This window comes from Methylosinus sporium, from assembly GCF_003113265.1.
GTDB classification, from domain to species: Bacteria; Pseudomonadota; Alphaproteobacteria; order Rhizobiales; family Beijerinckiaceae; genus Methylosinus; species Methylosinus sporium.
This window is the reverse complement of the sequence record NZ_PUIV01000024.1, coordinates 21,519-40,995: the sequence shown is the minus strand read 5'-3', so window position 1 is coordinate 40,995 and position 19,477 is coordinate 21,519. Positions and strand designations below refer to the sequence as shown.

Below are 19,477 nucleotides of genomic sequence, written 5' to 3'. Positions count from 1 at the left end.
GGCTTCCTCCGGCGCTTTTTAAAACCATAGCGCCCCGCGCGCGGGCCGCTCAAGGGGCCTCCCATTCCAGCTCGGCGAAGCCGGCCGTGGCGTTGCGCGTGTGATAATCCTCGAACAAAAGCCAATTGGGCTTTTCGCTGCGGCCGGCGGCCGCCGCCGCGCGCGCGAGACTCTCGCCCTTGGCGATAGAGGCGCGCAAATCGCGGGTGAGATGGTCGAGATAGGCCTTTTGCGCGGCGAGCGCCTGCGGCCAGGGGGCGACCGCCGGCCCATGGCCCGGAACGACGCGCGCCGCCTCGATCTTGCGCAATTCGTCGATGACGGAGAGAAAGCCCAAAAGGCTGCCGTCGACGATCGGAACATGCTGCAAAAACAGCAGATCGCCGGTAAAGAGCGTGCCGCTCTGCGGATCGAGCGCGGTGAGGTCGCTATCGCTGTGAGCGGTGCGCCAGGCTTTCAGCACGATTTTGCGGCCGCCGAGATCGAGTGTCGTCTCGCGCTCGACGGTGAGGGTCGGCGGGACCAGACTCACATCGTCGAGCAGCGTTCCCATCGTCTCGCGAAACGAAGCGAGATAATGCGGGCCGCGCGCCGCCATGGCGCGGGGAAGATTCTTGTGCCCGACGAAGACGGCTCCCGTGTCTCGAAAGGCAATATTCCCGAAAATATGATCGGGATGGACATGGGTGTCGATCACATAGCGGATGGGCTTGGTCGAGCGCTGCTGCAACGCAGCGAGAAACGCTTCCCCCTCGGCGCGGCTGCCGCCGGTGTCGATGACAGCGATCGCCTCTTCGCCGACAATCGCCCCGAGATTGGCGATACCGCCCAAGTTGTCGCGAGACATCAAAGCGGTCTCGCCCTGATGGACGAAGACGCCGGGCGCGATCTCGGTCAGCTCGAAGCTTTTCGCGCCGCTCGCGACGAGGCAGAGACACGCGATGGCGAGCCGTCGAATAGTGCATTGCAGCATCGGTTTTTCAGCCTCGCTTTTCGCCGGTTTCACGCACGAAATCAGGAAAGTCGGGAACTTGTTTTGGGGATTGCGCTTCAATTCTGTGCGACATATTATCCCGCCGTTTCCGACCTAAAAGAGGCTTTCCGGCCGGGAACCGGAAGGCGTCTCGACGGAGATGTTGGCGGGGCTGCGGGCGCGGCGTTCCGTCTGATCGACGTGGCAAAAACGAGGAAACGGCTTCCCAAAGCCTTAGGGCGTCGAAAAGGCGCGATGTCGGCGGCGTCGCCGGGCCTTTCGCACGGTGATGTCGTCAGGAGGAAAAGCTCATGCATAAGCTGTTGTTGTCGACTTCGGTGGGGATTCTCGCGCTGTTCGGGGCCGGCGTGGCGAACGCCGCCGACGCGCTTCTCGAGCTCCAGAAGAACCCGAAGGACTGGGTGTCGCCGACGGGCGACTACGCCAATCTGCGTTACTCGAAACTGAAGCAGATCACCACCGAGAACGTCGGCAAGCTGGCTCCCGCCTGGAGCTTCTCGACCGGCGTGCTGCGCGGCCACGAAGGCGCCCCGCTCGTCCTCGGCGACGTGATGTATCTGCATACGCCTTTCCCCAATATCGTCTACGCTCTCGACCTCAACAACGAAGGCAAGATCCTCTGGAAGTATGAGCCCAAGCAGGATCCGAGCGTCGTTCCGGTGATGTGCTGCGACACGGTCAACCGCGGCCTCGCCTATGCCGACGGCAAGATCTTCCTCGCCCAGGCCGACACCACCCTCGTCGCTCTCGACGCCAAGACCGGCAAGCTGGTCTGGTCGGTGAAGAACGGCGATCCGTCCAAGGGCGCCACTTCGACCGCCGCTCCGCATGTCTTCAAGGACAAGGTCTTCGTCGGCATCGCCGGCGGCGAGTTCGGCGTGCGCGGCAGCATCACGGCCTATAATGTCGCCGATGGCAAGCTCGCCTGGCGCGGCTACTCCATGGGCCCGGACAGCGACACGCTGATCGACGGCGAGAAGACCACCCATCTCGGCAAGCCGGTCGGCAAGGACTCGGGCCTGAACACCTGGGAAGGCGATCAGTGGAAGATCGGCGGCGGCACGACCTGGGGCTGGTATTCCTATGACCCGGAGCTGAACCTCGTCTATTACGGCTCGGGCAATCCCTCGACCTGGAACCCGTCTCAGCGTCCCGGCGACAATCGCTGGTCCATGACGATCTGGGCGCGCGATCTCGATACCGGCGTCGCCAAATGGGTCTATCAGATGACCCCCCACGACGAGTGGGACTATGACGGCATCAATGAGACGATCCTCGCCGACCAGACGATCGGCGGCGCCAAGCGCAAGACGCTCGTCCACTTCGACCGCAACGGCTTCGGCTACACGCTCGACCGCGTGACCGGCGAGCTGCTCGTCGCCGAGAAATATGACCCGGCCGTCAATTGGGCGACCAAGGTCGACATGGACAAGAACTCCAAGACCTATGGCCGTCCGCTCGTCGTGTCGAAATATTCGACGCAGCAGAACGGCGAGGACGTCAACACCAAGGGCGTCTGCCCGGCGGCTCTCGGCTCCAAGGACATGCAGCCCGCGTCCTTCAACCCGGACACCGGCCTGTTCTATGTGCCGACCAACCACGTCTGCATGGACTATGAGCCCTTCCGCGTCAGCTACACGGCGGGTCAGCCCTATGTCGGCGCGACGCTGGAGATGTTCCCGCCGCCCGGCGACACCAATATGGGCAATTTCATCGCTTGGGACGCTCGCGTCGGCAAGATCGTCTGGTCCAACAAGGAGCAGTTCTCGGTCTGGTCCGGCACGGTCACCACGGCCGGCGGTCTCGCCTTCTACGGCACGCTCGAGGGCTATCTGAAGGCCGTCGACGTCAAGACCGGCAAGGAGCTGTATAAGTACAAGACTCCGTCGGGCATCATCGGCAATGTGATGACCTATGAGCACAAGGGCAAGCAGTATGTCGCGGTTCTGTCCGGCGTCGGCGGCTGGGCCGGCATCGGCCTCGCGGCCGGCCTGTCCAAGAGCAATGAAGGCCTCGGCGCGGTCGGCGGCTATAAGGCGCTGTCCGACTACACCGCCCTCGGCGGCGTGCTGACCGTCTTCGCTCTGCCCGACTACGCGCTGCCGATCGTCGCTCCGGCGAACTGATAAGGCCAAAAATAAGATTGGCGCTCGGCGAACGCCCCGTGGCGCGTCGCCGGGCGCCTCGTGTTTAAGTGGATGGAAAGCTGGAGGATGGAGTAATGAGACTGCCGCTCGTCGGGGCCCTCGCCCTGAGCGTCTTCATGGGTGTTGGAACGACCGCGCGCGCCGAAGCGCCGGGAGACCCGACCGCGGTCAAGGAAGTGGACGGCAAGTGGTTCGACGCCCAGGGCAAGCCGACCTATAAGGTGCAGGCGGACGGCACGGTCGACTGGTACACTTTCTCCGGCTATCGCCGCTATCATGCCGAATGCCACGTCTGCCACGGCCCCAACGCCGAAGGCTCGACCTATGCTCCGGCGCTGAAGAACTCGCTGAAGAACTTCAACTATGAAGAATTCTACGGCATCGTCGTCGGCGGTCGCGAGAACAAGCAGGCGGGCAATGACAGCGTCATGCCGGCTTTCGCCGACAATAAGAACGCCATGTGCTATATCGACGACCTCTACATCTACATCCGCGCCCGCTCGACCGAGGCGGTCGGCCGCGGTCGTCCAGAGAAGAAGGCCGAGAAGCCCGCGGCTTTCGCCGAGGCCGAATCGAAGTGCATGAGCGCCAAATAGCGTCCGCGCGCGCCATGTCGCGCCGTCTCGCTTTTTCCCTGGTCGCCGTCGCGAGCCTGCTCGCGACGGCCCCTGCCCATTCCCAATCGCCGGGGCTCGTCGCGCGCCCTCGGGGCGCCGCCGATGACGCGCGCGGCTCGATCGAACTCGTCGATCCCAAAGTTCTGCGCGTCTGCGCCGATCCCAGCAATCTGCCCTTCTCCGACCGCGCCGGCGACGGCTTCGAGAATCGGCTGGCGGCGTTGCTGGCCAAGAAGCTCGGCAAGGATCTCGCCTATTCCTATTATCCGGGCGCGACCGGCTTCATCCGCAACACGCTCAATGCGCATTTGTGCGATGTGGTGATGGGAATGCCGCAGGGCGACGATCTCGTTCAGCCGACCAATCCCTATTACCGAACCTCCTATGCGGCGGTCTATCGCGCCGGCTCCGACCTCGAGGGGCTGACCTCTCTCGCCGATCCGCGCCTCGCCGAGGCCAAGCGTATCGGCCTCGTCGCCAACACGCCGCCGGGCAATCTTCTGGCGCGCTATGGCCTGCTCGGAGCCGTGAAGCCCTATCCGCTCGTCGTCGACACGCGCGTCGACGCGCCGGGCGCCGATATGATCCGCGATCTCGAAAGCGGCGCGATCGACGTCGCTATTCTCTGGGGGCCGATCGCCGGCTATCATGCGAAAAAATCCGCGGGCCGGCTGAAGCTGGCGCTGCTTTCGGGGGACAAGGGCGCGCGCATGAGCTTTCGCATCGCCATGGGGGTGCGCCATTCCGACCAGGAATGGAAACGCGAGCTCAATCGGCTCATCGCCCAAAATCAGAACGAGATCGACAGGCTGCTCGCCGATTTCGGCGTGCCGATGATCGACGAGGCGGACGCGCCGATCACGCCCGCCCCGGTCACGCCCGCCCCATGACGCGGCGGCGGCCGACCGGCGCCCGTGGGGTCGTCGCCGCGATCGGCCTCGCGCTGCTCGCCGCGACGGCGGCGGCCGCCGAGACCGTCCCGGAGCCCGACGGCTACAGGATGTCGGATTTTCGCGCGGCCGTTCCCGCCACTCTGCGCGGCGCCCGCGTCATCGACACGCCGCAGGCTTTCGCGATCTGGCGGGACAAGGCGGCGGTTTTCGTCGATGTTCTGCCGCGCCCGCCGAGGCCCGCCGGCCTGCCGCCCGACGCCGTCTGGCGCGACAAGCCGCGTTTCGACATTCCGGGCAGCGTCTGGCTTCCCGAGACCGGCTATGGCGAATTGGCGCCGGCCGCATTGCATTATTTCGAAAGCGGCCTCGCCAGGGCGACCGCCGAAGACAAAAGCCGGCCGCTCGTCTTCTATTGCCTCGCCGATTGCTGGATGTCGTGGAACGCCGCCAAGCGGGCGCTCGCGCTCGGCTATTCGAATGTCTCCTGGTTTTCTCGCGGCACGGATGGCTGGTCCGCCGCCGGCCATCCGTTGGAGCTGCGCGAGCCGGCGCTGCGCCCGGACTAAATCCTGTTGCAGTGATGGGATAATAGCCTCGCTGGACGAAGCGAGCGGCCGACATCGAACGCGTCACTGCAGACGATTCGTGCTTGCACGCGTTACATAAATATATTTATCTAGTATGATTATAGATATATATGGGGGCCTTCATGACTTTCGAACTCGCGCCGCGCCGCTGCTTCCTCGCCTACCCCGCGCTTCTGCGCGCGATGCTGACCATGTCGTCCGCGCTCGCTTTGGCCGCGGCCGTCGCCGCTCTCGCGCGCGCCGAGGAGGCGCAAATCGCCGATGTCGTCGTCGGAGCCGGCGCCCCGGGGCTCCCGGGTGAATTGTCGAAGCGAAAGGTCGAGGTGTTGAAAATCCCGCGTCCGATCGTCGTCGTCGATCCCAAGACCGCCGAGCGCGAGCAGCTCTACAATCTGCGCGATTTCGCCCAAAAACTGCCGAGCTACAATCCGGGCCTCGGCAATCCACGCACCTCGCGTCCGGCGATCCGCGGCGTCGCCAAAGGCGCGGGAGCCGGCGACGGATCGGAGTTCGACACCGGCTTCATGGTCGACAATGTGTTCCTGAAGCATGTCGGCTTCCAATGGGCGAATTTCATCGACACCGAATCGCTCGAGGTCGCACTCGGCCCGCAGGGAACGAATGGCGGAAAGAACACGACGGTCGGCTCCATCGTGATCCGCACGCAGCTTCCGTCCTTCCAGCGCAAAGAAGTCTTCGAGACCCAGTTCGGCAATCATCTGCATGTTCTCCAGCAGTTCAACGCCACCGGGCCGATCATCGACGACAAGCTCGCCTATCGCATCGCCGCTTATTACGACAAGGGCGACGGCTATTTCTTCGATCAGATATCGGGCGCGAGCATGCCGGGCGACAATCGTTGGGGCGTGCGCGGGCAGCTCTATTATGTCGGCGAGAATTTCACCGACCGGCTGATTTTCAATTATTCGGCCTCGCACGAATACAACAACAGCGCCAGCGGTCCGATCGGCGACACGTCGTTGATCTACGCCAATGGCACGACGCCGGCCCGCAGCTATTTCCAAAATCTCCAGAGCCGGCTGGGGCGCTCGGTCTTGACGCTCGATCCCTACAAGTCGCTCAACACCAGGCTCGGCACGCTCGACGAGCGCCAGCATCTCGTCTCCAACGAGCTGAACGTCGAGGTCGGCCGGAACACTTTCACGTCTATCACCGCCTTCGGCAAGTTCCGCCTGCTGCCGCGCAACACCGGCGGCAATAATCTGACCGAGATCACCAACACCGCCTCGAACACCTATGTGGAGCAGTTCTCCCAGGAGTTCAGACTCTCCTCCCCCGAGGATCAGCCACTGGAGTGGAAGGTGGGCCTTTTCTCCTTCTACGAATATGTCTGGAACCGGTCCTACACGAATTTCGGCTCGGACGCCGCGGCTTGGTTCAGCGCACCGCGTCTGCTGCGCGACATGACCAACAATCGCGACGGCAAGGCGCGAGACCTGCAGATCGCCGCCTATGGCAACGCCACCTATCATATCGACGAGCAGTTCAGCCTGACCCTAGGGCTCCGCGACAGCTGGGAGGTGCGCTCGGGCTCCAATTTCAGCTGGAACACGATCGTTCCGGGCAATGGCACGATCGTCGAGCAGGTCGACGCGATCGTCGCCGGCGGCGGGCAGCGCTTCTACGACACAGGCGGACAGAAGGCGACGCTAAACGCGCTCACCGGCATTTTCAATCCGCAATACAAGGCGACCGAGAATGTGACTTTCTACGGTCTCGTCGGACGCGGCGAGAAGGCGGGCGCCGTCAACACCGGCGCGCAGGCCATATTCGTCGGCGGCGTGTTCCAGAAGTTCCAGCCCGTCATCACCAAACCCGAGATCTCATGGGACTATGAGATCGGCGTCAAGACCAATTGGTTCGACGAGACGCTGATCATCAATGCCAATTTCTATTGGAACGATCTCTATAATTTCCAGACCAATTTCGTCGACACCTCCGTCGTCGACGCCAACGGCGTGCCGACGCGGCAGACCTATCTCGGCACGGCCAAGCACGCCCGCCTGCGCGGCTTCGAGTTCGACGGCCGCTGGAACGCCTATGAAGGCCTGTGGGTGAATTTCGCCGGAGCCATCACCGAGCCGCGCTGGATCGACTTCGACGATGCTCCGCTCGACGCCGCCTGGACATGGAGCGGCGGAGCCGTGGCGGCGCCGACCCAGGTGTCGAGGTCGCATTCGCGCTTCAACGATGTGCCGACGTTCGCCTTCAACGTGGGTTTCAACTACGAGCGTCCGCTCGGCGTGATTTTCGACGGCCTCGGCGATTGGGCGAATCGTCCTGTCACCGGATTCACCTACGCCAATGTCGCCTGGCGCGACAAATCCGAGCTCACGGACCCGACCGCGGTCATTCATTATTGGCAAGACGCTTACGCTTTGATCAACCTCGGCTTCGGCGTTCGCACCGACGACGACCGCTACAGCCTCAACGTCTGGGCGAAGAACATTGCGGACGTCCGGCCGGCCACCTCTTTCAGTCCCGGCACGGCGACCAGTCCGACGACGATCGGCTTGCCCGACACGGTGCGGACTGTCGGCGGCACGCTGCGCGTGAAGTTTTTCTGATCGAGGATCGGCGCGAGGCGATCAGCCGGCCTTTCTCGCCAACGCCCACACCGCCGCGATGAAAAAGCCTTTGCAGAGCGGCAGCAGCAGCAGGGTGGAGACGACGGTCGCGGACAGCACCAGCGCCGCCTCCGCGCCGTAGGACAGCGTTCCGCGCGTCTCCAGAAATATGAGCAGCGGCACGATAATATGGGCGACGACGCCGATGGTGAGCCAGGCCGGGCCATCATCGGCGTCGACGCCGATGAAACTCTCCGCGCAATGCGGGCAGGCGTCGGCGCGCTTCAGATAGCCGTCGAAGAGCGCGCCCTGCCCGCAGCGGGGGCATTTGCGCAGAAAGCCGCGCAGCAGCGCGGTGGTCGTCGAGGGCCGGGCGATCGTCGTCGGCGTCATGGGATCACTGCGTTTCCGCGCCGGGCGTTACGCCGAGTTCGGCGAGGCTGAAGGAGAGCTCGGGCGCGAGCATGGGCTCGAGGCGCGCTCCGCCGGCGAGCTCGACGATCTCGGCATAGCCCGCCGCGCCCAGCCGGCGATGAACGAAGGTCACGGCCCGCACGGCGTCGACGACCCAGACCTCGCGCACGCCGAAAGCGGCGTAGACGCCGATCTTGCGGCCCTTGTCATAGGCGAGGCTCGAATCGGCGATCTCGATCGCCAGCAGCAGCGCCGGCCCGTCGAGGGCCGTCAGCGGGAGGCCGCGTGGAAAGACGCAGAAATCCGGCTCGACGAAAGTGCGGGCGTCGAGGCGCAGCGTCGTTTCCGGGGCAACCTCGAGATGTGGGGGCGCTGCCTTGATAAGGAAGCGATTAACCGCGATCTTCACCCATTCGTGTCGGGCGCCCTTGGGCGACATTGGCACGACCTCCCCGCCGATCAGCTCGAACCGCTCGTCGTCATCGATGATGCCGGCGCGCAGCATCTCCTCGATTTCCGCCACGCTCCAGCAGCGCCGGGGGAGTCCCTCGGCGGCCTGAGTCTCGAGCGGAAGGCCGATCGGGCGCAGATGCGGGTTCATGCAGCGCAATATAGCGCAATCCCGGCGGGATTTCGCGTGTCAATATTGGCCGGCGAGCGAGGCTTCCAGCAATTCCGCCTCCGCCGCGGACAAGCCGAAGAGATCGTAGACGATCGCATCGATCTCCCTCTCCCGGATTTCGATCTCGGCGAGGCGCTCGGCATCGTCGGGGTCGGCGGCCGCATCGCAATTGGCGCGCGCCAGCGCCGTGAGCCGGTCCGCGGCCTGCGGGTCGAAGTCGGGCAGCGGCAGCGGCTCCAAATATTGCGCCTTCAGCCGCAGCCGCCATTTGCCGCCGCGCAGCGGATTGGACACCGAATGCAGCAGGAACCAGCAGAGCCGTGAATTGAGAAAGGCGAGCAGCGCGAGATCGGCGCAGGGCAGACAGAAGCAGGTGGCGTCGATGAGGCCGCCGCTTTCGTCGAGCGCGAATTTCGGCCCTTGCGAAATGTCCGGAAAGACGATCTTCGGCGCCGCGAAGCCGGCGCGATAGGCGAGCTGCGCCTGCTGCAGCTCGAACCATTTTTGTCGCGTGGCGCGGCGCTCCAGCCGCGAGCGCAGAGGCGTGAGCCATGCCTCCACGGCCGGATATTCCGCAATGTCGAAAGCGCCTTTCGGCGCATCGACGAGCCAGTCCTCGCTCGCCCTGCGCCAGCGGCCGATGCTCGCGCCGCGCATATAGGGCTTCAAAATCTCGGCGCTGCGCGGATCGGCGGCGACGAGCGCGTCGCGCGTCGCGCCATCGATGACGAAAGCGTCGTTGAGCCCCGTCTTGATCCCCCAGAGCGGCGATCCATAGACCTTGTGCAGCGTCTTGCGGCCCCGCGCGATCTTGTCGCGCAGCAGCGCCAGCGCCTCTTCCTCGAAGCGCCAGAAGGCGGCGCCGAGCCGCGCCTGCGGCATGGGCCGCGCATTCTCCGCAAACTCCGATTCGAGGTCCTGCGGCGCGCGATCCTTCAACAGCAGAAAGGATAGATCGCCGCGCTCGGCGCACTTCCTCAGCGTCACGATCGCCGGATAGGTGACGACGCCGTCGAAGACGCGCAAATCGCCGAAATCGACGACGCTTTCGATCGTTGCATTGGCAGTGAGGAAGCGGCGCAAAGTCTCGCCGGCGCCGGTGCGGAAAAAGCTCGACGAGGAGATGAAGCCCAGCCGTCCGCCGTCTTTCAGCAAGCGCACGCCTTTCTCGAAGAAATAGGCGTAGAGATCGGCGCGCTCGGCGGCGACGGCGTAATGTTTCGCGAGATGGGGCCTCGCCGCTTTCAGATATTCCATCCGCACATAGGGCGGATTGCCGATGACGATATCGAAGCGGCCGCGCGCCGCAATATCGTCGATGAGGCTGTCGCCGACGCGCAAATTGTCGTGCGGATTGTTTGGATCGAGAGCGATCTGCGGGCATCGGCTCCATAGCGCGCGGCGGGCGGCTTCCACCGCGCGCGCATCTATGTCCATGCCGAAGAGATTATTGGCGATCGTCTCGCGCGCCGCATCGAGCGCGATCATGGCGCCGAACGTAATCTCCTCATAGCGTCGCGCCATTTCGTCGAAGGCGGCGTCGAGAAGCGCGCCGTCGCCGCAGGCGGGATCGATGATCTTGAAGGAACGAAGAGCGTCGAGCCATGCGCGCCAGAAGGCGGGCGTCTCGCATCCGCCATGCTGCACGAGGAGCGCCGCGCGCCGCTCGTCGAGCGACAGCGCAATGGTGCGGGCGACGAGAAAACGGGCGATGGGGGCGGGCGTGTAGACGACGCCGCGGCGCTTGCGTCCTTCGGAAAGCCGTTCTCGGGAGACTGATTCATCCATGAATGCGAATGCGCCGACTGTTGTCGCTTACAGCGGCGACAGATTATTCCGCTGCGAGCGGCCCCGACAATTCGCCGCCGGCTTCCATTTCCATCCGCAGCCAATCCGGGCACATGTCGTAGCCGTTCGGCCATGTCGGCGCGCCGTCCTCGAGCCGGACCTTCGCAAAAAAATCGGGATCACGAAACGGAATTGCCATCGGACCTTCCTCCCGAAGGAGCGAGGAGCAGTCGTGAAGGCCCGAGGCGCCATCCTGAAAACAGACAGCGATGCAGTAATGGCCTACTGCCGCGATCTGAACGACCTCGTTCGGCATCGAACCCATCGATCTGCTCCAACGTCTCGCGGCGACGCCAGTTTGATTCGAGGTACATCCGAATGGCGATGCCGTAGAACGAAGCGATCGTCGGCATCGCCAATAGCTCAATTGTCCAGGAAGCTCCGCAGCTTCCGGCTTCGGCTCGGGTGCTTGAGCTTCCTCAGCGCCTTCGCCTCGATCTGGCGAATGCGCTCTCTGGTCACCGAGAATTGCTGGCCGACTTCCTCGAGCGTATGGTCGGTGTTCATGCCGATGCCGAAGCGCATACGCAGCACGCGCTCCTCACGCGGCGTCAGTGAGGCCAGGACGCGCGTCGTTGTCTCGCGGAGGTTGGACTGGATCGCCGCCTCGATCGGCAGAACGGCGTTCTTATCCTCGATGAAATCGCCGAGATGCGAATCCTCCTCGTCGCCGATCGGCGTCTCCAGGCTGATCGGCTCCTTGGCGATCTTCAGCACCTTGCGCACTTTTTCCAGCGGCATGGCGAGCTTTTCGGACAATTCCTCCGGCGTCGGCTCGCGGCCGATCTCGTGCAGCATCTGGCGCGAGGTGCGCACGATCTTGTTGATCGTCTCGATCATATGCACCGGAATGCGGATCGTGCGCGCCTGATCCGCGATGGAGCGCGTGATCGCCTGCCGAATCCACCAGGTGGCGTAGGTCGAGAATTTATAGCCGCGGCGATATTCGAACTTATCGACCGCCTTCATCAGGCCGATATTGCCCTCCTGGATGAGGTCCAGGAACTGCAGGCCGCGATTGGTGTATTTCTTGGCGATGGAGATCACGAGGCGCAGATTGGCCTCGACCATTTCCTTCTTCGCCTGCCGGGCCTCGCGCTCGCCCTTTTGAACCATATGGACGATCTTGCGGAACTCGGCGATCTCGAGGCCCGTCTCGGTGGCCAGCGCGTGAATCTCGCCGCGCAGCTCCTTGATCCGGTCTTTCTCGTTGGCGACGAATTCCTTCCAGCCGCGCGAGCCGAGCTTGGAGACGCGCATGATCCATTTCGGATCGAGCTCCGAGCCCTGGAACTTGTCGATGAAGTCCTCGCGCTGCACGCCCTGCGCATCGGCGAGGCGCAGCAGCTTGGTCTCATAGCCGATGAGGCGCTTGTTGATGTCGTAGAGCTGCTCGACCAGCGCCTCGATACGGTTCTGGTTCAAGGAGAGAGATTTGACGTCGGTGACGATCTCTTTCTTGAGCTGCTTGTATTTGCGGTCCTGCGCCGGAGTCAGCGTCTCGTTCTTGAGCTTGTTCTCGACATTCTGATCCTGCAGCCGGCGCAGCTTCTTATAGGCGTCGGCGACGCGGGCGAAGGTCTCCAGCACTTTGGGCTTCAGCTCGGTCTCCATGGCGGAGAGCGAGACGGAATTCTCGAGGTCGTCCTCCTCCTCGAAAGCCTCCTCCGGCGGCGCGCCGGCGTCGCCCAGCGCGGCCGGCGGCGAGCGCGGCGCGGTGGCCGGCGCGAGATCGGACGGCGTGACCGGCGGCTTGCCGGCGTTCTTGCCCTCGGGGCCGGCGTAGGTGGCCTCGAGGTCGATGATGTCGCGCAGCAGGACCTTGCCGGCCTCGAGCTCCTCGCGCCAGATGATGATGGCCTGGAAGGTCAGCGGGCTCTCGCAGAGACCGGCGATCATCGCCTCGCGGCCGGCCTCGATGCGCTTGGCGATGGCGATCTCGCCCTCGCGCGACAAAAGCTCGACCGAACCCATTTCGCGCAGATACATGCGGACGGGATCGTCGGTGCGGTCGGCGGGCTCCGAGCTGCGCGTGGCGACGGCTGTGGCGCGGGGCGACTCGACGAGCTCGCCGCCTTCGGCCTCCTCCTCCTCCTGCTGCTCCTCGCCCTCGGCGTCGTCCGGATCGTCGCCCTCGGAGACGGTGATGCCCATCTCCTGGAGCATCGCATAGACGTCCTCGATCTGGTCCGAGGAGACTTCCTCGGAGGGCAGAACGGCGTTGAGCTCGGTATAAGTGACGAAGCCGCGCTTCTTGGCGAGCTTGATCATCCGCTTGACGGCGGCGTCGTTGAGGTCGAGCAGCGGACCGTCGGCGGTCTCCACTGCCACTGCGCCCTCGTTTTCGACCTTCTCGTCGTCTTTTTTCGCCATTCTTCGCTCCAAGCCCCACCCCACGCCGCCTTCCCGAGCCGAAGGCTGCGCCATGCCGGGATCGTTTACTTTCTCGCTCGCCGCATTTTAACGAAAACCACAGCGCCGACCGCATGACAAGCCGGCGGACCCCGCAACGGACCCGACCGATTCGCTCCAGCCCACAGTCGCGGCCAGGGCTTAACGTCCGCCTAACCAAATCCGTAGAGCTTTGGCTCGTCGGCCGTTCGGCTTGCCGGTCAAAGGCTTCTCAGCGAACGGCCCGATTGGGAACCGAACCCGTCGAGAGCGGCTTCGGTTCCATCGAGCGCGTTCAATTGCGCCTGAATATCGCTTAAACGCGCGGAATCGTGGTCGTTGGGGGCAATCGCCAACCTCGCCTCGATTTTCCGAAGTTCTTTATCTAATGCGCGCACGCGATGTTGCAAGACGAGAGCTTGACGCAAGCTCTCGCCGGCGTCCGCCGGAGCCGCCTCTGCGCGCACGCTCCACAGCGTCGCATGGGCTCCCATGCCGGCCAATTTCTCGCAAAATGCTTGTAGCCCGGCTTCGGAAGCGGCGCGAGCGAATTCTTCGCGCGCGCCGCTTCCGTCGGCGAGGCTGCGCACCAGCACGGCGCGCAGCCGCTCGCCTTCGGCGGAGGCGAAGTCCAGCGCCGCAACCGCCTCGAGATTGGCCGCGAGCAGCTCCGGGTGATTCAAGAGAATCAACAAAATGAGCGCCTCGCGCGGGGCGATGGCGGGCGTCGTGCCGCGATAGAGCGGGGAATTGGCGAGCGCCGCGCCGATGGTCAGCGGGCCGCGCATGGGCTCCGCATCGCGGCGGAAGCGCTGCTGCTGTCCGCCGGGGCGACGCCCCTCGGGCCGACGCTGAAATTGGCCGCGCGTGCGGCCGAACAGCGAATCGCAGCGGTCGGAGAATTCTTTTTGATAGTGCCGGCGCAAACTCTCGTCGGCGATGGCGCGGGCGAGTTCGGCGAGGCGACGCTCGAGCCCGGCGCGGCGCTCGGGCGTGTCGAGCAGCGCGCCTTCCGTCTCCCGCGCCCATATCAGATCGACCAGAGGGCGCGCCGCCGCCACCGCCGCGGCCAAGGCGGAAGGGCCGGCGGAGCGCAAGAGCTCGTCCGGGTCCTGGCCGTCCGGCAGCAGCACGAAGCGCAGGCTGCGGCCGGGGCCGATCAGCGGCAGGGCCGTGTCGATCGCCCGAAAGGCGGCGGCGCGGCCGGCCTTGTCGCCGTCGAAGCAGAGAATGGGCTCCTCGGCGTGATTCCAGAGCAGAGCGCATTGGTCCGCCGTCAGCGCCGTGCCGAGCGGCGCCACCGTCTGCGGAAAGCCGGCCGCCGTCATGGCGATGACGTCGACATAGCCCTCGACGGCGATGATGTTTCCCGCTGAATGGGCGGCTTTGCGGGCGTTGTGCAGATTGTAGAGATTGGCGCCCTTGTGGAAGAGCGGCGTCTCCGGCGAGTTGAGATATTTGGCCTTGGCGTCCTTCTCCATCGCTCGCCCGCCGAAGGCGATGACGCGGCCGGAGCGGTCTGAGATCGGAAAGATGATCCGATTGCGGAAACGGTCATAGGGGACGGCGATGTCCTCGCCATGGACGAGCAGTCCAGCCTCGATCATCGTCTCGACACTGGCGCCCTTGGCGGCGAGATGGTCGCGCAGCGCATAGCGCTCACTCGGCCCGAAGCCCAGACGAAACTGCGTCTGCTCCTTTTCGCCGAGCTCGCGGCGGGCGAGATAGGCGCGCGCCTCGGCGCCGGCGGGCCCGCGCAGCTGTTTCTCGAAGAATTGCGCCGCCCATTCCAGCACTTCGGTCAGAGAGCCGCGGCGCTGCTCCGCCTCCTGCGCCTCTTTCGTCTCCACCGGCATGGGCAGGCCGGCCATGCCGGCGAGCCGCTCGACCGCCTCGGGGAAGGTGAGGCCTTCCGTCTCCATCAGAAAGGTGAAGCCGTCGCCATGCTTGCCGGAGGAGAAGTCATGAAAGAAGCCCTTCTGGTCGTTGACATAGAAGGAGGGCGTCTTCTCCGCCTGAAAGGGAGAAAGCCCGCGCCATTCGCGCCGATCCTTCTTGAGCTTGACCTTCTTCGACACCACGGCCGAGACCGGCACGCGGGCGCGAATTTCATCGAGGAAGGAGGGAGGGTATCGCATCGTGTCCCTAGTAGCATTGTCGACGCATTCGGCGCGCGCGGCGTCGGCTTTGTGCCCGCTACCCACAACACGGTCGGTCGGCAGCCCACTCGACATGCAATGCGGTTGTATATACGCATCCCTTCGTCGAGCGCTAGGCTCGAGCCGCGGGGCGAACCGGAATGCGGGGCGAAGCGGAATGAAGGACAGATCGAGCGGGACCGCGCAGCGCACGGGCGATCGAGAGGACGCTGAAATCGACGCGGCGATCGCGAGCGATCCCGATTGGGCGGAATTCGAGCCGATCGACTGGAGCAAGGCCGAGGTCGTCATTCCGCCCAAGAAGCAGGCGATCTCCATCCGCCTGGACCAGGACCTCATCGACTTCTTCAAGAAGGAAGGTCCCGGCTATCAGCGGCGCATCAACGCCGTCCTGCGCGGCTATATGAGAGAGCGCCTGCGCTGAGCCCGGGCGCTTCTCACGCAGGCTCGCGCTCTTTCTCCTTCGCCTTTTCCTGCTCCTGCGCGACGGGAACGCCGATCGTCGTCAGCTGCTTCGGGCGATAGGAGGGGTCGATCTCGGCCTTCTCGCGAACCGGCGCGAAATCCTCGTCGGGGGCGATCGGCCGGATGTAATCCCCGCCCCAGCTGGCGTGCTTCGCGAGCCCTTGATCCGCTTTCGGATAGACGGAGGGCAGGCCGAAAGCCGCCGGCAGCTTGACGAGCAGCGTCGTGGCGAGCTTGTAGCCCAGCGTCTGGCTGTTTTGAATTTTCTCGGTCGGATCGGGTGAAAAGGGCCGGTCGACGGAGAATTTGACATCGGCGAATTTCAACAGCTTCAGGCCATTCTCCGCGGCGCGTTCGGCCATCCACACCAGCGCATAGTCGGAGAGGCCGTGCTCCTGATAGCCGCCGCCGACATTGGAGTGGACGCCGGGGAACCAGCGCTGCTTGTAGAGCGGAAAGCCTTTCTCGGCGATGTTCTTCGCATCGCGCTCCAGATGATAATCGGTGAGCGCGATCGGCGTCGGCCGGAACGGCCAGCGACGCTCGTCCGCCGCCAGCGCGTGATAGGCGGAATCGACGCTCGCGCTCAGAGTCACATCGTGGAAGCTCGTCTTGAAGAGCTTGTCGAACAGCCGGCCGAGAATTTCGCCATAGGGTGCGCCGAGCGCGCCCACCGTGTCCCACACGCCGAGGAATTTGATCTTGGTCGGATAGGGGTGGCAATTCTCGTCGCGGAATGTCTGCGCGGAGGCGCCGCCCGGGCGCCATTCCGCGGCCCTGTCCTTGTAATGGTCATAGGCGATGGAGACGAGCGGCAGATTCCAGCGCTTCAGCACGCCGAGATTGTGAATGAGCCCGGCGATGCTGCGCGCCGTATAGGCGCCGCGGCTGAAGCCGAAGAGATAGATGTCGTCGCCCGGCTCGTAATTGCTGACGATGAAGGCGTAGGCGTCCTTTATATTGTCGGAGATGCCGAAGCCGAATGCGCCGCCGATGACCTTCTCGTCTTTGCGAGTGCCGACGCCGGCGATGTAATGGGTGAGCTGCGGATTGCCGTCGGCGTCGAGAAAATCGGTGGCCTGCAGCATTCGCACGACATTGGTGCCGCGCTCGGTCGGCTCGTTCCACGTGCCGTCGCAAAAGATCACGAGCTTCTTCTTGGGCTTGGTCGCGGTCATAAACGTCTCTTTCGCAAAAACCGGAGCGTCGAAAAAATCGCGCGCCGCAATAGAGTGTTTTCGAGCGAAGTGGGAACCGGTTCGCGGGAAGAAAACACGGCAGAACAAGGAGAGTGATTCCGGTTCGATCCGAACCGGAATCACTCTAGCGGATCGCTGCGGCGCGCAAAAAGCCGCCCAGCGAAACGCTCAGCCTAGCCGAGCTTTCCGCGGGGCGCCAGATCAGTGCGAGAAACTGATGCGACCGCAGCTCAGAAGGGCAGCGGGCCGGTGATCGACACGCGCACGGCCGGCGGCTCCATCGGCTTGAAATGACGGCCCATCACGCCGACCGAGCAGACATTGCTCGGCGCGACGCCCGCCTTGCACAGGCCATAGAGCGGATCGGAGGGGATCAGCGAACCATAGCCATAGGTGATCATGTCGGAGCGCGAATTGGTGACGTTGAAAGCGTCGGCCTGAATGCTCCAGCCATTGTCGAAGCGATAGCCCGCGCGCAGATTGAGCGTGCCGGTCGCCGGCGATTTGAAGGAGCCGTCCTCGGTCAGCGGGCGCTCGCCGAGATAGCGATAGCGCAGCGCCGCGAAGGGGCCGGTCGCCTCGCCCACCTCGATCTGGCCCATGGCGACGATGTTGGGCGAATCGGGAATGTAATTGCCGGGGGCGTTGCCGACATAGGTTCCGTAGCCGATCGCGTCGGGCGAGAGAAGATCGATCCAGGCGAGCGCCTGCTGCTGATCGACGCCGCGGAAGCGCGCATGAGACAGCGACACGCTGCCCTCCATCCGCAGCCAGGAGGCGGGCGTGTAGTGGTTGATGATCTCTATGCCGTAGCGCCGGCTCGGCCGGCCGAAGGAGGTGCTGCCGGAATCGCCCTCGAACTGATTTTCCGAATCATTGTTCAGCCACCAGAGGGCGACCGAGGATTCGAGCCCTTCCAGCAGGCGCGTGGTCCGCACGCCGATCTCGGCGCCGCGCTGCTTCACCAGCAGCGGGATGGTCGCCACCGACGAGCCGTCGGCCGGGCTCAGCCGGGTCACGGTTCCGCGCACGTCGGTCGAATGCAGTCCCTCGCCGAAATTGAGGAAGAGCTCCGTCTGCTCGAAGGGGCCGATAACGACGCCGACCTTCGGGCTCCCCATCGTCGCCGATTTGGAGCCGCTGTTCCAGGGGCCGGTCCAGATCGGAGCGCCATTCTCGTCCTTGGGCGCGGAGAGTGGGTCTTGGAGGCTGCCGACGCTGGCGGCGAAATAATCGAAGCGCACGCCGCCGGTGGCGCGCAGCCAGGGCGTGAAGCGAACAGTGGTGTCGGTCCAAAGGCCGACGCTGCCTTCCGCCACATGGCTGTTGGTGATCGTGTCATAGGGCTGGCGCCGCCAGCTGTCCTGGAGGCCGAGACGAATATTGTCGTAGCGGCTCTCGAGGCCGATGCGCGATTCGATCGGCAGGCCGGCGAGCTCGTATTTATAGGCGTGCTGCGCGTTGACGCCGAGCACGGTGCGCCGGTCGAATTGGCGGAACTGGTCGCCGAGGTCGGGATGCGAGAGGAAATAGGTGAAGTTGTTGTAGAGATCGAGCGTCGAGCGGATGGCGTAGGCTTCCACGCGCGAGGAATGCGCGCCTTCCGTCTGGCTCCAGCGCGCCGAGAGGCTGAAGCGCGAGGCGTCGCCGCCGTCCGTGCTGTCGACATTGCCCCAGAGCGGAAGGACGCCGCCATAGACGGCGCGCGAGGGGATCTGGTCGGTGGAGAACCAGCGGTTGGCGTAGGCCATAGCGGTGATGGAGACGCCGTCCTCCTGCGTCCCGCGCGACCAGCGCAGCACCGAATTGATCTTGCGCATCTCGTCGGGCCGCGTCCACGGGCCGTTGTATATGCTGGATTCGATGGCGGTGAGCAGATTGCCGCCATTCACCTCGAAGCTCTTGGCGCCGAGCAGGCGGCCATAGGCGAAGCTGCCGCCCGTCGCACGGAAGAAGCCGTGATCGAGCTTGTCGATATATTGCATATCGACCGCGCCGGCCGAGGAGAAGTCGCCCTTGTCGGCGTAATAAGGGCCCTTGCGGCCGACGACGGAGGAGAGCAGCTCCGGGATCAGGAAATTGGCGTCCGCATAGCCCTGGCCATGGCCGTGGGTGCGCATATTGATCGGCATTCCGTCCAGCGTCAGCGAGAAATCAGTGCCGTGGTCGAGCTGGAAGCCGCGCAGAAAATACTGGTTCGCCTTGCCCTCGCCGCTGTGCTGCGTGACCGAGAGGCCGGGCACGATCTCGAGCGCCTCGCCCGGACGCGCGAAGGGAACGGCGTTGACCTGCTGGCCGCTGAAGACGGTCTCGCTGGCCGCCTCGACTCTCACCTTCGCCTTTTGCGCGTCTTCCGCGCGCGCGGCGGCCGCCGGAGTCGCGGCCGCGATCGGCGCGCCGATGTCTATGTCCGGCAAGCTCTCCTGCGCGACGGCGTCCGCGCCGAAAAGCGCGACCGCCAGGGCCAATGCGGAAATTTCGCCAACTCGCCAGCCGGTCATCGCAGCTCCCCCGTATGATTTTTTTATTATCAGATCATACGAACGTAGCTGT

The 19,477-nt window shown here is 64.4% G+C and carries 15 protein-coding genes; 6 read left to right on the top strand and 9 right to left on the bottom strand.

What is annotated here, in order from left to right; all coding sequences use genetic code 11:
• Positions 1 to 49 precede the first annotated feature (49 nt).
• Positions 50 to 973 carry a quinoprotein relay system zinc metallohydrolase 2 gene (locus tag C5689_RS13890; RefSeq protein ID WP_174800222.1) on the bottom strand — a complete coding sequence of 308 codons (924 nt, stop codon included), beginning with the start codon at positions 971 to 973 and terminating at the stop codon, positions 50 to 52.
• A gap of 311 nt (positions 974 to 1,284) precedes the next feature.
• Here C5689_RS13890 and xoxF5 point away from each other — a divergent pair, with 311 nt between their 5' ends.
• From xoxF5 to C5689_RS13865, 5 genes are all read left to right on the top strand, one after another.
• Positions 1,285 to 3,120, top strand: a complete 1,836-nt coding sequence (gene xoxF5, locus C5689_RS13885) for a lanthanide-dependent methanol dehydrogenase XoxF5 (protein ID WP_108917860.1) — start codon at positions 1,285 to 1,287, stop codon at positions 3,118 to 3,120.
• A gap of 137 nt (positions 3,121 to 3,257) precedes the next feature.
• The gene (locus C5689_RS13880; protein ID WP_108917883.1) at positions 3,258 to 3,737 is read left to right on the top strand and encodes a c-type cytochrome, methanol metabolism-related; all 480 of its coding nucleotides are present in this window, start codon (positions 3,258 to 3,260) and stop codon (positions 3,735 to 3,737) included.
• A 14-nt stretch (positions 3,738 to 3,751) separates the two neighbouring features.
• Positions 3,752 to 4,648: a substrate-binding domain-containing protein gene (locus C5689_RS13875; RefSeq protein ID WP_108917882.1), complete on the top strand. Its 897-nt coding sequence runs from the start codon at positions 3,752 to 3,754 to the stop codon at positions 4,646 to 4,648.
• Positions 4,645 to 5,217: a PQQ-dependent catabolism-associated CXXCW motif protein gene (locus C5689_RS13870; RefSeq protein WP_108917859.1), complete on the top strand. Its 573-nt coding sequence runs from the start codon at positions 4,645 to 4,647 to the stop codon at positions 5,215 to 5,217. The genes C5689_RS13875 and C5689_RS13870 overlap by 4 nt, the downstream gene beginning before the upstream one ends.
• Positions 5,218 to 5,360: 143 nt before the next feature.
• Positions 5,361 to 7,826: a TonB-dependent receptor gene (locus C5689_RS13865; protein WP_244594706.1), complete on the top strand. Its 2,466-nt coding sequence runs from the start codon at positions 5,361 to 5,363 to the stop codon at positions 7,824 to 7,826.
• A 21-nt stretch (positions 7,827 to 7,847) separates the two neighbouring features.
• Here the strand turns inward: C5689_RS13865 and C5689_RS13860 are convergent, their stop codons facing one another.
• From C5689_RS13860 to dnaG, 6 genes are all read right to left on the bottom strand, one after another.
• Positions 7,848 to 8,219, bottom strand: coding sequence for a DUF983 domain-containing protein (locus tag C5689_RS13860; protein ID WP_108917858.1), 372 nt, complete (start codon positions 8,217 to 8,219; stop codon positions 7,848 to 7,850).
• A 4-nt stretch (positions 8,220 to 8,223) separates the two neighbouring features.
• On the bottom strand, positions 8,224 to 8,841 hold the full coding sequence (locus C5689_RS13855) for a Uma2 family endonuclease (protein WP_108917857.1): 618 nt from the start codon (positions 8,839 to 8,841) through the stop codon (positions 8,224 to 8,226).
• Positions 8,842 to 8,880: 39 nt separating this feature from the next.
• Positions 8,881 to 10,650: an Eco57I restriction-modification methylase domain-containing protein gene (locus C5689_RS13850; protein ID WP_108917856.1), complete on the bottom strand. Its 1,770-nt coding sequence runs from the start codon at positions 10,648 to 10,650 to the stop codon at positions 8,881 to 8,883.
• 43 nt (positions 10,651 to 10,693) lie between these two features.
• On the bottom strand, positions 10,694 to 10,975 hold the full coding sequence (locus C5689_RS13845; protein WP_206605369.1) for a DUF2442 domain-containing protein: 282 nt from the start codon (positions 10,973 to 10,975) through the stop codon (positions 10,694 to 10,696).
• Positions 10,976 to 11,073: 98 nt separating this feature from the next.
• Positions 11,074 to 13,083: an RNA polymerase sigma factor RpoD gene (gene rpoD, locus C5689_RS13840; protein ID WP_108917854.1), complete on the bottom strand. Its 2,010-nt coding sequence runs from the start codon at positions 13,081 to 13,083 to the stop codon at positions 11,074 to 11,076.
• Positions 13,084 to 13,322: 239 nt separating this feature from the next.
• Positions 13,323 to 15,239 (bottom strand): DNA primase, encoded by a 1,917-nt coding sequence (dnaG, locus tag C5689_RS13835; RefSeq protein WP_108917853.1) that lies wholly within the window; start codon positions 15,237 to 15,239, stop codon positions 13,323 to 13,325.
• A gap of 178 nt (positions 15,240 to 15,417) precedes the next feature.
• On the opposite strand from dnaG, the gene C5689_RS13830 reads away from it, so the two are divergent.
• The gene (locus C5689_RS13830) at positions 15,418 to 15,684 is read left to right on the top strand and encodes a BrnA antitoxin family protein (RefSeq protein ID WP_108917852.1); all 267 of its coding nucleotides are present in this window, start codon (positions 15,418 to 15,420) and stop codon (positions 15,682 to 15,684) included.
• 13 nt (positions 15,685 to 15,697) lie between these two features.
• On the opposite strand, the gene C5689_RS13825 is transcribed toward C5689_RS13830, so the two are convergent.
• Both C5689_RS13825 and C5689_RS13820 read right to left on the bottom strand, forming a co-directional pair.
• The gene (locus tag C5689_RS13825) at positions 15,698 to 16,903 is read right to left on the bottom strand and encodes a DUF2235 domain-containing protein (protein WP_108917851.1); all 1,206 of its coding nucleotides are present in this window, start codon (positions 16,901 to 16,903) and stop codon (positions 15,698 to 15,700) included.
• A 251-nt stretch (positions 16,904 to 17,154) separates the two neighbouring features.
• Positions 17,155 to 19,425 carry a TonB-dependent receptor gene (locus C5689_RS13820; protein ID WP_108917850.1) on the bottom strand — a complete coding sequence of 757 codons (2,271 nt, stop codon included), beginning with the start codon at positions 19,423 to 19,425 and terminating at the stop codon, positions 17,155 to 17,157.
• Positions 19,426 to 19,477 lie beyond the last annotated feature (52 nt).